At 63.4% G+C, this 13,984-nt stretch carries 14 protein-coding genes; 9 read left to right on the forward strand and 5 right to left on the reverse strand.

What is annotated here, in order from left to right; all coding sequences use genetic code 11:
• Nucleotides 1-57: 57 nt before the first annotated feature.
• Nucleotides 58-1,032, forward strand: a complete 975-nt coding sequence (locus tag XH89_RS17490) for an alpha/beta fold hydrolase (protein WP_194468187.1) — start codon at nucleotides 58-60, stop codon at nucleotides 1,030-1,032.
• Between the two features lie 164 nt (nucleotides 1,033-1,196).
• Here XH89_RS17490 and XH89_RS17495 read toward each other — a convergent pair whose 3' ends face one another.
• A complete protein-coding gene (locus tag XH89_RS17495) occupies nucleotides 1,197-1,436 on the reverse strand; it encodes a hypothetical protein (protein WP_194468188.1) in 240 nt (79 codons plus the stop codon).
• Between the two features lie 323 nt (nucleotides 1,437-1,759).
• Here XH89_RS17495 and XH89_RS17500 point away from each other — a divergent pair, with 323 nt between their 5' ends.
• The 3 genes from XH89_RS17500 to XH89_RS17510 all read left to right on the forward strand — a co-directional run bounded on the left by XH89_RS17500 (nucleotide 1,760) and on the right by XH89_RS17510 (nucleotide 5,163).
• Nucleotides 1,760-2,668 carry a dihydrodipicolinate synthase family protein gene (locus tag XH89_RS17500; RefSeq protein WP_194468189.1) on the forward strand — a complete coding sequence of 303 codons (909 nt, stop codon included), beginning with the start codon at nucleotides 1,760-1,762 and terminating at the stop codon, nucleotides 2,666-2,668.
• A gap of 146 nt (nucleotides 2,669-2,814) precedes the next feature.
• Nucleotides 2,815-3,786 (forward strand): SDR family oxidoreductase, encoded by a 972-nt coding sequence (locus tag XH89_RS17505; RefSeq protein WP_194468190.1) that lies wholly within the window; start codon nucleotides 2,815-2,817, stop codon nucleotides 3,784-3,786.
• A 261-nt stretch (nucleotides 3,787-4,047) separates the two neighbouring features.
• Nucleotides 4,048-5,163, forward strand: coding sequence for an alpha/beta hydrolase (locus tag XH89_RS17510; protein WP_194468191.1), 1,116 nt, complete (start codon nucleotides 4,048-4,050; stop codon nucleotides 5,161-5,163).
• Between the two features lie 21 nt (nucleotides 5,164-5,184).
• On the opposite strand, the gene XH89_RS17515 is transcribed toward XH89_RS17510, so the two are convergent.
• Entirely contained in the window at nucleotides 5,185-5,691 is a 507-nt protein-coding gene (locus tag XH89_RS17515; protein WP_177248183.1) for a MarR family winged helix-turn-helix transcriptional regulator, read from the reverse strand.
• 407 nt (nucleotides 5,692-6,098) lie between these two features.
• Here XH89_RS17515 and XH89_RS17520 point away from each other — a divergent pair, with 407 nt between their 5' ends.
• Nucleotides 6,099-7,625: a porin gene (locus XH89_RS17520; protein WP_194468192.1), complete on the forward strand. Its 1,527-nt coding sequence runs from the start codon at nucleotides 6,099-6,101 to the stop codon at nucleotides 7,623-7,625.
• Between the two features lie 283 nt (nucleotides 7,626-7,908).
• Here XH89_RS17520 and XH89_RS17525 read toward each other — a convergent pair whose 3' ends face one another.
• The 3 genes from XH89_RS17525 to XH89_RS17535 all read right to left on the reverse strand — a co-directional run bounded on the left by XH89_RS17525 (nucleotide 7,909) and on the right by XH89_RS17535 (nucleotide 9,800).
• Nucleotides 7,909-8,388 carry a GcrA family cell cycle regulator gene (locus XH89_RS17525; RefSeq protein WP_194468193.1) on the reverse strand — a complete coding sequence of 160 codons (480 nt, stop codon included), beginning with the start codon at nucleotides 8,386-8,388 and terminating at the stop codon, nucleotides 7,909-7,911.
• Nucleotides 8,389-8,460: 72 nt separating this feature from the next.
• Nucleotides 8,461-8,658, reverse strand: coding sequence for a hypothetical protein (locus tag XH89_RS17530; RefSeq protein WP_007603456.1), 198 nt, complete (start codon nucleotides 8,656-8,658; stop codon nucleotides 8,461-8,463).
• 200 nt (nucleotides 8,659-8,858) lie between these two features.
• A complete protein-coding gene (locus XH89_RS17535) occupies nucleotides 8,859-9,800 on the reverse strand; it encodes an acetamidase/formamidase family protein (RefSeq protein WP_194468194.1) in 942 nt (313 codons plus the stop codon).
• 192 nt (nucleotides 9,801-9,992) lie between these two features.
• Here XH89_RS17535 and XH89_RS17540 point away from each other — a divergent pair, with 192 nt between their 5' ends.
• From XH89_RS17540 to XH89_RS17555, 4 genes are read left to right on the forward strand one after another with little or no spacing between them, the layout of a single operon-like run.
• Nucleotides 9,993-10,760, forward strand: coding sequence for a YdcF family protein (locus XH89_RS17540; RefSeq protein ID WP_194468195.1), 768 nt, complete (start codon nucleotides 9,993-9,995; stop codon nucleotides 10,758-10,760).
• A gap of 41 nt (nucleotides 10,761-10,801) precedes the next feature.
• Nucleotides 10,802-11,584 carry a DUF169 domain-containing protein gene (locus XH89_RS17545; protein WP_194468196.1) on the forward strand — a complete coding sequence of 261 codons (783 nt, stop codon included), beginning with the start codon at nucleotides 10,802-10,804 and terminating at the stop codon, nucleotides 11,582-11,584.
• Nucleotides 11,585-11,593: 9 nt separating this feature from the next.
• The gene (locus tag XH89_RS17550) at nucleotides 11,594-12,772 is read left to right on the forward strand and encodes a trans-acting enoyl reductase family protein (protein ID WP_194468197.1); all 1,179 of its coding nucleotides are present in this window, start codon (nucleotides 11,594-11,596) and stop codon (nucleotides 12,770-12,772) included.
• A gap of 29 nt (nucleotides 12,773-12,801) precedes the next feature.
• Nucleotides 12,802-13,977 carry a trans-acting enoyl reductase family protein gene (locus XH89_RS17555; protein ID WP_194468198.1) on the forward strand — a complete coding sequence of 392 codons (1,176 nt, stop codon included), beginning with the start codon at nucleotides 12,802-12,804 and terminating at the stop codon, nucleotides 13,975-13,977.
• Nucleotides 13,978-13,984 lie beyond the last annotated feature (7 nt).

A 13,984-nucleotide genomic window follows, 5' to 3' on the forward strand; every position in this document is an offset into this window, starting at 1 on the left:
GGCGGGTCAGCAAGCCTCTTTGTCGCCGCATCGAATGAGCCGGATGGGGATGTGGCCATGAGCGTTGCCAGGATCGTGTCGGCCTTGCAGATTTGCCCGGGCGGTTGCGTGTTCAGTCCACCGGCCCGGCATGATCCCTCGCCGAGTCTGCAGAGCCGCCTTTTCAACCTGCTGCTCGGGCAGCTCTCCTACAAGCAGCAGTTCGCCTCCGCCGAGGCCGTGCAGGCGCACGTAGCGAAGTTCGCGCGGGAGCCTGCAACGTTCGAGCCGGTGGGGCTCGGCCGCGGCGTCGAGGCGGTGCTGACGAAAATGGGCGGATGGCCGGTCTATTACACCGCGCCATCGTCGGGTCATGAGGGCTGCAACCACGTCATGTTCCTGCATGGCGGCGGCTACATCAACGAGATCGTAGCGGCGCACTGGCGCTTTATCGGCGAGATGACCCGCCGCGCGGGCGTGGTCTGCGTCGTGCCGATCTATCCGCTGGCGCCGCGCGCCACCGCGAAGGATGTCGTGCCTGCGACGGCCGAGTTGCTGCGGATGCTGCTGGAGGACGCGGGGCCCGCAAAGGTCACGGTGGTGGGCAACTCGGCCGGCGCGGGCCTCGCGCTTGCCGCGTGCCAATGGCTGCGCGATCATGGCCATCGGCAACCGAACCGTATGGTGCTGATCTCGCCCGCGGCCGACGCCTCCGTGAACCGCCCCGAGCAGGTCGAGATTGCGGCGCGCGATCCGGTCCAGGACATTCCGGGGATCATCGAGGCAGGGCGTCTGTATGCCGGCGAGCTCGATGTCAGCCATCCCTTCGTCAGCCCGCTCAACGGTGCGTTTCGTTGGCTTGCGCCGATGACGATCTTCTCGGGCACGCGCGATCTGCTCTACCCTGACAGCGTCGATCTCGCCGCGCGGGCGAGGGCGGCAGGCGTGCCGGCCGAGCTGCATCTGTGGCGAGATCAGCCGCACAATTATGCGCTGATGCCAACGCCAGAGGGCCGTCGGGCACGTGCGATGATTTTGAGGGCGGTGGCTTAAAGAATGAGCGTGACCGTCGTCACGCTACGCACTGCCTCATGCCAGCCTTTTGCCAGCCTTTTGCCAGCCTTGGGCTCTGGCGAGATTTCGGCGCTGATCGTGTCGCGCGGAGGATTGAGGCGGCCCCCCGGGCGTCTCCTCGGTATCAGTAGTTTTGCGGGGCCTTAGGCGCGGCCCTTGATCTCATAATGACCCGGCACGCATTTGTAGCGCTCGAGGCGCCAGTTGGTGTGATAGATCGGATGCTCGTCCATCCATTTCGCAAGCGGGGCCTGTGCGCCGACAGCGCATGCCATCATCGACATGTCGGGCGTCATATTGCTGTCGGTCACGATTTCCTCGACACAGCCGCCGGAGGCGGCAGCACCGAGCCGGCAGAGCACGGCAACGACGGTTATGAACATTCCAGTCACCTCATTGGTAGTCTCGACCACGAGGAGGATGCAAGCCGAGTGCCACAGCCTGTGTCGAAAACGACACGCCGGCTGAGCCTGCTCGCCCCAGCGTTCCCCATTTGACGATTCGGATTGTAAAAAAATTCCCCTTAAACCGAAGCCGGGGAACTACGGGGAACCCACAGAGAATCAAGCAGAGATGAGCGATTGTAAGGGCTGTGCCGCGTTAGCCGCCCTTCACAGCAATGGCTGAGCCGGTAGGCTTCGAGCGTGCGGAATACCCGTCAGAAGAGCGGGGCCGTGACGCAATGATGGAAACGCGAGGGCAGACCATGACAGTACGACCGACCGGCGTGATCCCGCCGATGACGACGCCGTTCCGCAAAGATGGCGAGATCGATTACAAGCTCGTGGCGCCCCAGGTCGACTGGATGATCGGCGCCGGCGCGCATGGCGTTGCGGCCGGCGGCTCGACCGGCGAGGGCCACACGCTCGACCACGAGGAATATCGCGACCTGGTGGCGGCGACGGTGGAGGCGGTGAACGGGCGCATTCCCGTCATCGCCGGCATCATCGTCGATTCCACGCGCGATGCGATCCGCCGCGGCAAGCTCGTGCGTGACATGAATGTCGCCGCCCTCCAGGTCACGCCGGTGCATTATCTGTTCAAGCCTGACGACGAGGCGATGGTGGCGCATTTCCGCGCCATGGCCGACGAAACCGGCATGCCCATCATCATCTACAACGTGGTGCCGTGGTCGTATCTGTCGCCGGCGCTCTTGACGCGGATCATGACTGAGGTGCCGCTGGTCGTCGGCGTCAAGCAGAGCGCAGGCGATCTAAAACTGTTCGCGGACCTCATGATGATGGCGCCAGACAAGCTGATCTACAGCGCGGTCGATGCGCTGATGTATCCGTCCTACACACTGGGCGCCCATGGTTCGATCGCCGCGATCCTGACCGCCGCGCCGCATGCCTCCGTCGCGCTGTGGGACGCGGTGAAGGCGGGCGATCATCCGCGCGCGCTCGAGCTGCACAAGAAGCTGCTGACGCTGTGGAATGCGATCATTGCCGACAATCTGCCGGCCTGCACGCGCTATGCACAGACGCTCCAGGGTCTGCCCAGGACCTATCCGCGTGCGCCGATGCCGGAGGCTTCACCTGCGCAGCAGGCGGCGACCTGCAAGGCGCTGGAGGCGCTCGGCGCCTTGAGTGGGGCGCGGGTCGAGGCGGCCGAATAGTCCGTCGGCCGAAATAACTGATGTCGGGATGCAGCGCCGATCCGCTTTTACCTGCGGATGCGGCGCTGCTACATTTCGCACGCGTCGCATCAGCGGCGCGCTAACGACGAAGAAACAGACCGACAAGGGGAGGGGCCGAAAGTCCCATGAAGGAATTTGCTGGAAAGATCGCCGTCATCACCGGTGGCGGCACGGGCATGGGGCGGGAGCTCGCCCGGCAGCTCGTGGCCGAGGGCTGCAATGTCGCGATGTGCGACGTCTCGGAAGCCGCGATGGCCGAGACCAAGCGCCTGTGCGAGGTGGAGAAGCTGCCGCAGGGCCTGCGCGTCACGACGCATGTCGCTGACGTCTCGATCGAAGATCATCTCAAGCGCTTTCGCGACGAGCTCGCCGATCAGCAGAAGACCGACAAGATCCACCTGCTGTTCAACAATGCCGGCATCGGCGGCGGCGGCAGCCTGTTCACCAACACGCGCGAGCAGTGGGAGCGCACCTTCAACATCTGTTGGAGCGGGGTCTATCTCGGTGTCCGCACCTTTCTGCCGATGCTGGTCAAGGCGGACGAAGCCCACATCATCAACACCGCCAGCGTCAACGGCTTCTGGGCCTCGATCGGCATGGGCCAGGCGCACACCGCCTACAGCTCGGCCAAGTTCGCGGTGAAAGGTTTTACCGAGGCGCTGATCAACGACCTCCGCCTGCACGCGCCGCATGTCAAATGCTCGGTGGTGATGCCCGGCCATATCGGCACTTCGATCGTCTCCAATTCGCGCAAGGTGCAGAGCGGCGACGGTTCGGATCGCCTCAATGCCGACGAGGTCGTGCTGACCCGCAAGCGGATGGCCGCCGCCGGCGTGCCAGATGCTGACAAAATGTCGGACGAGGACATCCAGGCGGCGTTCGCTGAACGCGCCCGCAGCTTTCTGGAGGATGCGCCAACGACGGCGGCAGAGGCTGCGAAGATCATTCTCGACGGGGTGAAGGCGGAGCGCTGGCGCATCCTGGTTGGCGAGGACGCCAGGCGTCTCGATGAACGTGTAAGGGCGACGCCCGAGCAGGCCTACGACCGCGCCTTCTACGAAAGCTTTGCCCAGGAGGTCGGCTGGAGGCTTGGCTGAGGCCATCAGCGAGCGCGCGCACAGATAGGTATGATGAATGTCATCTCAAGAGCGGTGCCGGCAATTTTACGCAGGTAATCTTACCCGTTACCTGCGCGCGTTCGCCCTCGTATGACGGTGCGGAATGTCACGCTTGCGCGATATTCCCGCGTTCAAGCGATGGTGATCTCAAACATGCCGCATTTGAAGCAGCCCAGCTTGGTTGGCGAACCAAAATAGGTTAGTCAATCAGGGGTAACGCCACGATCGAGCTTAGCTCCGATGATACCCGCATGCCTCTCCGACGATTTCATCCTGTGCCCGGAGAGAGAGGATATCTCCGCTGAATTCACTCGCCTGCTGACCGCGGCCCAGGAGGGCGGCGCCACGATCGCCGAATGCCTGATGATCGCGCGGCAGCTCAAGCGCGGCGACGAGCGATCCTGGCATCGCGAGTGGAAGAAGCTGGCGCAGGCCAACCGGCATCGCGCCGAAGCGGCGTTCGCAGAGGGCCACCTGGTGACCGCGCAGCGCAATTGGCTGCGCGCGATGAACTATTACGGCGCGGCCGCAATGCCGCTCGATCCGGCCGACGAACGCCGCTGGGTCGCGGTGCTGGCGATGCAGGAATGCGCCCGTCGCTACCTCGCAGCGCGCGGGCCGGCCGGCGAAGTCGTGACGATCCCCTGGGTCGAGGGGCATGCGCTGCAGGGCTATTTTCTGCCGGCGCCATCAGCGAACGGACGGGCGCCGACCGTGATCTGCATCGGCGAGCCCGGGCATCGCAAAGAGGAGTTTTTGGTCAAGCTGGCGCCGCATGCGCGCGAGCGCGGCTTTGCGATGCTGGCGCTCGATCTGCTCGGCGACGAACGGGATGATTACGCCGACATGCTGTTGCAGCGTCGCGATCTCGAGAGCTCGATCGGCAGCGTGATGGATTATCTGGAGCTGCGCAACGACGTCGATTTCGATCGCGTCGCGATCGTGGCGGACGGATGGGGCTCTTCGTTCGTGACGCGTGCGGTGCTGCAGGAGCCGCGTCTGGCCGCAGCGGTCTGCGACGGCGGTCTGTGGGATCTGCACGAGCGGTCGTTCTTTGCCAGCCGGTTTGCGATGAGCGACCTCAGCATCGTGCCGGTGCCGCATACGCCGCTGATGGCCTCCAGCGCCGAATGCCCGGTGCTGATCACGATCGGCGAGGACGGCTGGCTCAAGGCCGACCGGGCGCGTCAGATCGTGCAGAAATCCCGGCTCGGCAGTTCGGACATCGTGCTGAAGGTGTTCACGGCGGCGGAGACCGGCGCGGCGCAGGCCCATGCCGACAATCCGAGCCTTGCCAACGAATACATTTTCGACTGGCTCGAATCGCGGCTCGGCGCCGTCGGCATGCGGATCTGAGCCAGGAAGCGAATTCGAGCTTCAGAAGTCCAGCGAAATCCTGACGCAGGCCTTTTCAAGCCGGGTCTTCAGCGTCGCGAGCTTGGCGGTGAATTCCGTCAGCTCGTTCTCGTCGAACTCCTGGAAGACGAATTCGCGAATCGTCTTGTACTGCTCGTTGAGGCTGGCGATGTGCTTTTGCGTCTTCTCGACGAGCGACAGCCGCACCACGCGTGCGTCAGTCGGTGAGGGACGACGGCGCAACAGGCCCTTCTTCTCCAGAAGCTTGGACTGGGTGGTGACGAACGACGGGTCGACGTGGAGGAGTTTCGAGACCACGTTGACGGGAACGCCGTCGTCCTTGTCGAGGTCGGAAATAGCCATCAGGATCAGCCATTGCGGTCCGCTGATGCCCAGCGTTCTGGCCCAGAACTGACGCAGCTCCTCCAGATACATGTTGATCGACGATATCTCCCAGGTGAAGCGCCTGATGATATCGAGATTGCCGACGGAGCGGAGACGCGCCCCTTCTTTCCTCGTCGCTGACAAAGCGTCACTCCCGCAAGCTGATTTCTTTCCGGCTGGTGTTCGCGGCGGCCATAGTCCACGCAAGTCTGCTCTGACGCAAGTGCAGAGCAGGGTAATTTTGTCACGGAAACTACAAATATGAGCAGATCAGCATTTATCGCCATCTCGGGTGTTGCGCTGTGGACACAGAGTTAGTAAAGCCACAAAGCTGATCTAAAAAACTATTTTGATTAACGTAACGGCGCAGGCATATTGATCCGTGACGGTGGGGGGTTCTCGATCGTCCCGTTGCAGGTGGTTCGCTCACGTCCCTCGCGTCGAATGCGGGTGTGTCCGGAGGCGCGAAGCGGCCGAGCGGATTTGAAGAGACGGGGATCTGGGGGGCCTTACGGTCCGGTCTCCGCAAAATGGCAACTTGGAGGTTTTAAATGAAAGTAGTGAAGAGCCTTTTGCTCGGCACTGCGGCGGGTCTGATTGCCGTCGGTGCAGCTCAGGCGGCTGATCTTCCGGTCAAGGCCAAAGCGGTCGAATATGTGAAGATCTGCTCGCTCTATGGCGCCGGTTTCTACTATATCCCGGGCAGCGACACCTGCATCAAGCTTGGTGGCTATCTGCGTGCGGAAGTCGCGCTCAACGCCGGTGGCAACTACAGTGCCCAGTACAACGGCGTGTCCGCGGCGAACAACCGCTTGACCAATTACTATTCGATGCGTGCTCGTGAAGACCTCACCGTCGACACGCGCACGGCGACCGAATACGGCCTGGTCCGCACCTATTTCGATGCGGTCTTCACCTGGACGACGGGTAGCTACAGCGGCATCGGTGCCGGCGCAACCGGCTATGACGTGATCGGCGGCGGCAGCACGGCGAGCGCTCCGGGTAACGCCAGCGGCGGTAACATCTCCGGCGGCGCCCTCGGCGTCTACTATGCCTTCATCCAGTTCGCCGGCTTCACCCTCGGTAAGGCGGTGTCGCAGTTCGACGCGCCCTGGATCAACTATCCCGGCAACAATTTCGACCAGCTGGTCGGCGGCAGCGGCACCACCAACGGCGCTCCGCAGGCGACCTACACCGCCGATTTCGGCCAGGGCGTGTCAGGGACGATCTCGGTCCAGGACCAGACGCTGAACTTCCAGACCAATCTCTGGAACACGGCCGGCATGACCACCACGGGCGTGCTTGGCGGCGCCTATGGCTCCAGCGATTTCGGCGGCACGCGGGCGCCCGACATCGTCGGCAACATCCGCGTCGATCAGGCCTGGGGTCTGTTCCAGGCGTCGGTGGCGGCGCACGACAACCATGCCGCCTATTACGGCGCAGCCGAGGCGACGGGTCACCCCGCAGACAAGTGGGGTTGGGCGGTCCAGCTCGCTCTGTCGATCAAGAACATCCCGACCGGTGCCGGCGACGTGATCAACTTGTCGGGCGTCTACACCGAGGGTGCGAGCCGCTATAACTTCCAGGAGCTGGCCGCGACCAGCTACTCGATGTTCGGCAGCTCGAACGCGGCCTATCAGAGCATCGGCTTCGCCGGCGTGTCCGACGCGGTGTTCGCACCGGGCGGCGGCCTCGAGCTGACCAAGACCTACGGCTTCCGGGGTGCCTACACGCACAACTGGAGCCCGTACTGGAACACGGGGCTCTACGGTGCGTGGGCTGCTGTCAACTACAGCGGCACGGCCAAGAGCCTGATCTGCGGCAGCGCTGCGTTCGCCACCCTGACCGGCGCCTGCAACCCGGACTTCAACATCGGCCAGGTCGGTGTCATCACCCGCTGGACGCCGGTCAAGAACCTGACCTTCTCGGCTGACTTCACCTACAGCCACCTCGACCAGAAGTACTCGGGCACGATCACGACGCCGGCGCTGACGTCGGTTGCCAAGCCTGCGACGACCTACGAGCTGAAGGACCAGGACACCTACAGCCTGCTGCTGCGCGCCCAGCGCAACTGGTAAGCTCGGTTTTCTGACGATCTGACGAAGCCCCGGCGGCCAACCGCCGGGGCTTTTTTTCCGGTGTCGAGCGATTTCGAAAAGCAGAAATATGCCACGCCGGCGGCGAAGACGCGCTATGCGATTGGATCGCCGTCAAACTTATTTACTTACCTGAGTTACTAAGCTATATAGTTCTCGGCCGATTTCGAAAGTCACGGCTCTTAGCTTCACGCTAAGCCTCCAAGAACCTCCGGTAGTGCCCTGCCGGAGGTTTTTCGTTGTGGGGTTCGGGGCACGCGGCGCTTCAGCCGCGCATGACGCGCGCGCGGAAATTCGGCCGGTAGGCGAGGCGGCTGTGGCCGGTGCAATAGGGCTGGCCGTCCTGCACGGCGTTGCCGCAGAAGCAGAAATCCTCGGCACCCGGCGTAGAAATCGGCCAGCGGCAGCTGAATTCACCGAGCTCCATCAGTGAGCAGCGATTGGCGTCGTCGATCGGCCCCGTCGTCATGGGCGCGTCGGTCTCGCCATAGATCGTGGCCAGCATTTCGTATTGCAGCCGCGGCACGGCCCGTGTCGCGCGTGCCGGCGCACAGCCTCTGTCCTGGACCTTGCGGTCGTCGACAGTCCGCCCGCGCGTGAGATTCAATCGCGACAATTTGCCGATCACGGCGTTGCGGCTGACGCCGATGTCGGCGGCAATCTCGCGGCACGACAGGCCGGCCTCGAAGTGCTGCTTCAGAAGTTCAACTCGTTCATTGGTCCAGGTTGGTGAGAGAACAGGCATTTGTAACGGTCCCAGGTTGCGACATCTGGCCGTCCGTCGCCGAGATCCGTCCGCTTCACGCTCCGTGTGCGCTCACGTCCTGCCATTGTCGCGGATCGACAAGAGCCCGTCCTTGATGGCGAGACGGATGCCTTCCTCGATCAAGGTACGTGCGACGCCGGGAACGCTGGTGCCGTGGGTGCCCTGTCTCACCAACTTCTCCAGGTAGGTGATGGTCGAGAGCGCCAAGGTTACGGGGATACGGTCAGTCTCGGCTTTTTCGGTGGCCATGGCCCGAACGCTAGCCTCTTACTCGGGTACATAAAAGTAACGATTAAGACTCTATTTAGCTTTGAGGGCAGAAGTCAAATCCGGGCTGTGACGGTGGTTCAGCGCTTTGGAATCGCTAGGGAAAAGCACGCAGCTGAGCGCGCCGAGCGGAATCCCGGGCGGCGGTGCGGCGTCAGCAGGTCAGAAGATGTGGACGAGGCTCAGGCGTGCACGATCGCCTTTTCGATCATGCAATGGATGCCCTTGGAGCCGTTGACGGTCTGCGTGACTCGCAAATCGGCCGCGAGACTGCATAGCGTGTAGGCGTCCTCGCGCGACAGGTTTCGGATCTCGCCGAGCAGCGCGATCATGTCGCGCAGTGCCCGCACCGCGCATTGGTCGAGGTCGGGATCCATCGCCATGGTCATGTAGTGGCTCGGCGTCTCCGCGCGCGGATAATCGAACCTGAGATCCTTGCGCAGCGTCAGCCGGAAACGGCCCTGGAGCGCGGTCTCGATTGCGGTGACGCAAACCTCGCCGTCGCCCTGAACGCCATGGCCGTCGCCACAGGAGAACATCGCGCCCGGGACGAACACCGGTAGATACAGCGTCGCGCCGGCGCCGAGCTCCTTGTTGTCGAGATTGCCGCCCATGGCGCGTGGAACGAGCGAGGAGATGCGGCCCCAGGCCGGCGGGGGCGAAACGCCCATCACGCCGAAAAACGGCTTGAGCGGCAGGTCGAGGCCCCAGGGCATGCGGCCGACCATTCGCGCCCGGTCGAGCGGGAGGTTGAGGATGCGCGTCTCGTGAAAATCGTCGGGCAGGGTGCCCGACAACGGCTTGATCAGATTCCAGCCCCAATCCTGCCGAAGCTGGACGTCGAGGATCTTGATTTCCAAGACATCGCCGGGTTCGGCGCCGTCGACGGCAATCGGGCCGGTGAGGATGTGGCCGGGGAGCATGCGTTCGTTCTTGGCATGAACCTCGAACATTTCAGGCGGAATGTGAAACTTGCTGCGATCTGGCAGCATGTCGGGGCCGCCGCTGATGGTGTCGACGGTGACTTCGTCGCCGCTGGCGACGGTCAGAACGGGCTTGAGCGCGGCTTCAAAGAAACCCCAATGGCAGGTTTCGGAACTTGAATGCAGGTGGTGATGGGTCATTCGCCGCGTCCAATCGGTTTCATCAGAATTCGTGTTGCGATCTTGCGATGGCCGGGCTTGACCCGGCAATCGATCCTCTTCCAAGAAGATTTCTGAAGACAAGCAGGCGGGTCAAGCCCACCTGTCGCCGGCACGATCATTTCAGCGAGGTTCCTCCTGTTCTTCATTCTTTCCAAGACGCTCGGCGCCGCGGTGCTGCCGGTCAACCTTCTGGTCGAACTCGGGATCGTCTCGGTCGTGCTGATGGCAACGCGCTTTGCCGGGCTCGGCCGGAAACTGGCCGCGACCACGCTGGTCCTGCTCGCGCTCGCGGCCTTTTCGCCGCTCGGCAATCTCTTGCTCTATCCGCTGGAGTCGCGTTTTCCCCCGTGGGATCCGTCGCGCGGCGCACCTAGCGGCATCATCGTGCTGGGCGGCTCCGTCGATACCGATCTATCGGCAGCGCATCACACGCCGGTGGTCCCGCACGCTGCCGATCGGTTGTTGGCGCCGGCCGAGCTTGCACGCCGCTTTCCGAATGCGCGTATCGTCTTCACCGGGGGCTCCGCGAACCTGGTCGCGAATGACGCCAGAGAGGCCGATTATTCGGTCCCGATTCTGGAAAGCACTGGCATCCCGAGGGAGCGCCTGATCGTGGAACGGGACTCGCGCAATACCTACGAGAACGCGATCTTCACAAAGCGTCTGGTGGCGCCGAAGCCGGGCGAGCGCTGGCTGCTGGTCACCTCGGCCTACCACATGCCGCGTTCGATCGGCATTTTCCGCAAGGCCGGATTTGACGTCGAAGCCTATCCGGTCGATTGGCGCATGGGCGGGCGCGACGATTTGTTCTCCTTCACCAACTACGGTGCGGATGGCCTCGGCCGTACCGAGGTGGCCGTGCGCGAATGGATCGGCCTTGTGGCCTACCGTCTGATGGGACGGACCAGCGAGTTGCTTCCCGGGCCGGCCAAGGACTAGAACTGGCCTCAGAAGCAAAATGTTCGCGTCGGGAGGATGCCATGCAGCAGCAAACTGCTGAAACGATCGACCTTGCCGGCCTCGTGGCCGATCTCAACAGCCTGCTGCGGCTGAAGACGACGGTAACAGGCATGAAGCTGTTCGCGCATGCTTCGGACATGGAGGCGATTCCGAAAATCCGGCGGCCGAATGCCGTTCACACCACCGACCAGATCGTCAGCATGGCCTCGCGGCTCGGCTGGACCGTCGGCATTACCGGCGAGGATCTTGTTGGCGCGCAATGCCGTGCGGTGATTGGATTGGCGCCGCAGGACGAGAAATGGCTCGCCGGCGAGAACTATGTCGGCGTCTGGCACGGCACGGCGGAGGATGCGCGCAAGCGCCAGGAGGCGCTGGACGTGGTTCCGTTCGGGCAATATCAGGCGCTCGCGGTCAGTCCGCTCGCAAGCGGCCGGCTCAATCCGCCCGACATCTGCCTCGTCTATGCCACGCCCGGGCAGATGATCATCCTGATCAACGGGCTGCAATATACCGGTTACAAGAAGTTCGAGTGGGGCGTGGTCGGCGAGACTGCCTGCGCGGATTCCTGGGGGCGGGCGCTCAAGACCGGCCAGCCCAGCCTGTCCTTGCCATGCTATGCCGAGAGGCGCTATGGCGGCGTGCCGGACGAGGAGATGCTGATGGCTTTGAAGCCTCATCATCTCGCCAAGGCGATCGAGGGCATGAAGGCGCTGGCCAAGAACGGCCTGCGCTATCCGATCCCGCCCTATGGAATTCAAAGCGACGTCCGTGCCGGCATGGGCGTGAGTTACGCAAAGAAATAAAGGCCCACCATGAGCTCTGCGAAGTTCGACATCATTGTCTATGGCGCGACCGGTTTCACCGGCCAGCTCGTCGCCGAATATCTGGCGGCCCACTACAAGGGCGACAGCTCGCTGAAATGGGCTATGGCGGGGCGCAGCCTCGACAAGCTGAAATCCGTGCGCGATGCCATCGGCGCGCCGGCCGATACGCCGCTGATCGTGGCCGATGCCTCCGATGCGGCCTCGCTGAAGGCGATGACGGAGCAGACGAGATCTGTCATCACGACGGTCGGTCCGTATCAGCTCTACGGCGAGGCGCTGCTGGCTGCCTGCGTCGCGACAGGCACGGATTATTTCGATCTCTGCGGCGAGCCGATCTGGATGCGGCAGATGATCGACAAATACGAGGCGGCTGCGAAGCAAAGTGGCGCGCGCATCGTGTTCTCCTGCGGCTTCGATTCCGTGCCGTTCGAGCTCGGCACGTTCTTCGTGCAGGAAGAGGCCAAGCGCGTGTTTGGCGCGCCCGCCGCGCGCGTGAAGGGCCGCGTGCGCGACATGCGCGGCACGCTCTCGGGCGGCACTGCGGCGAGCGCCAAGGCGACGTTCGATGCCGTTGCCAAAGACATGAGCCTCGTTGCGATCCTGAACGATCCGTTCGCGCTGACGCCCGGCTTCACCGGACCGAAGCAGCCAAGGGGTAACAAACCCCTGATCGAGGAGGATCTCAATTCCTGGGCCGCGCCGTTCATGATGGCGCTGATCAACACCCGCAACGTCCATCGCTCCAACATGCTGATGGGCTTTCCATACGGTCAGGACTTCGTCTACGACGAGATGGTCCTGACCGGGCCCGGCGAGAGGGGCGAAGCCAACGCCAAGCGCGTGATGGCGGCGAACGCCGAGAAGACCGGCCCGAGCGCGCCGAAGCCGGGCGAGGGGCCGTCGAAGGAGGAGCGCGAGAACGGGCTCTTCAATCTGCTCTATGTCGCGATCGCGCCTGACGGCCGCATGGTCCGCGCCGGTGTCACAGGCGATCGCGATCCTGGCTACGGCTCGACCTCGAAGATGATCTCCGAATGCGCGATCTGCATGCTGCGTGATGCAACGGATGTTGCCGCCGGCTTCTGGACGCCGGGTGCAGCGATGCAGCACAAGCTGATCAAGCGGCTGCGCGACCATGCGGGGCTGACGTTCGAGGTGGAAGCGTAAGCTCCGCTTTCCCGGAGGGGGCCTGATCGATGTCCGCGACGTTCGACATCGTCGTCTACGGCGCGACCGGATACACCGGTCAGCTCGTGGCTGAACATCTCGCGGCGCATTACGTTGGCGACGGTGCGCCGACATGGGCGATGGCGGGACGCAGCAGAGACAAGCTTGCTTCCGTTCGCGACACGATCGGCGCGCCTGCTGACACGCCGCTGATCGTAGCCGACGCCTCCGATCCCGCATCGTTGCGCGCCATGGTCGATCAGGCGAAGCTGGTCGTCACCACTGTCGGTCCCTATCAGCTTTATGGATCCGATCTGCTTGCCGCCTGCGTCGCCTCGGGCACCGACTACATGGATCTCTGCGGCGAGCCGATCTGGCTGAAGCAGATGATCGACCGACACGAGGCCGCCGCCAAGGCGAGCGGCGCGCGCATCATGTTCTCCTGTGGCTTCGATTCCATGCCGTTCGAGCTCGGTGCGTTCTTCGTCCAGGAGGAAGCAAGGCGCGTGCTCGGTGCACCGGCGTCGCGCGTCAAAGGACGGGTCCGCGACCTCAGCTGGAAGTTCTCCGGCGGCACCTCCGCGAGCGCAAGGGTCACCTTCGAAGCGGTTGCGCAGGATCTCAGCCTGGTGTCGATCCTCAAGGACCCCTTCGCATTCACGCCCGGCTTCGAAGGGCCGAAGCAGCCGCGCGGCAACAGGCCTGTTTTCGAGGAGGATCTGCAATCCTGGTCCGCCCCGTTCGCGATGGCGACGCTGAACACGCGCAATGTGCATCGTTCCAACATGCTGATGGGATTCCGCTATGGCCGGGATTTCGTCTACGACGAGATGGTGCTGACCGGGACGGGGGATGAGGGGCAGGCCAATGCCAAGCTCGTCATGGCCGCCAACAGCGAAAAGACCGGCCCTGAGGCGCTCAAGCCCGGCGAGGGACCATCGAAAGAAGAGCGCGACGCCGGACATTACGATCTGCTCTATGTCGCCATTGCGCCCGATGGCCGCCAGGTTCGCGCGGCCGTGAAGGGCGATCTCGATCCCGGCTATGCGTCAACGGCGAAGATGACCTCGGAATGTGCGATCTGTCTGTTGCGCGATGCGCCTGACGTTCCGGCCGGTCTCTGGACGCCGGGTGCAGCGATGCAGCACAAGCTGATCAAGCGGCTGGTCGATCATGCCGGGCTGAGGTTTGAGGTGGAAGCGTAGCTGTTGT

Source organism: Bradyrhizobium sp. CCBAU 53340, from assembly GCF_015291645.1.
Lineage (GTDB): Bacteria > Pseudomonadota > Alphaproteobacteria > Rhizobiales > Xanthobacteraceae > Bradyrhizobium.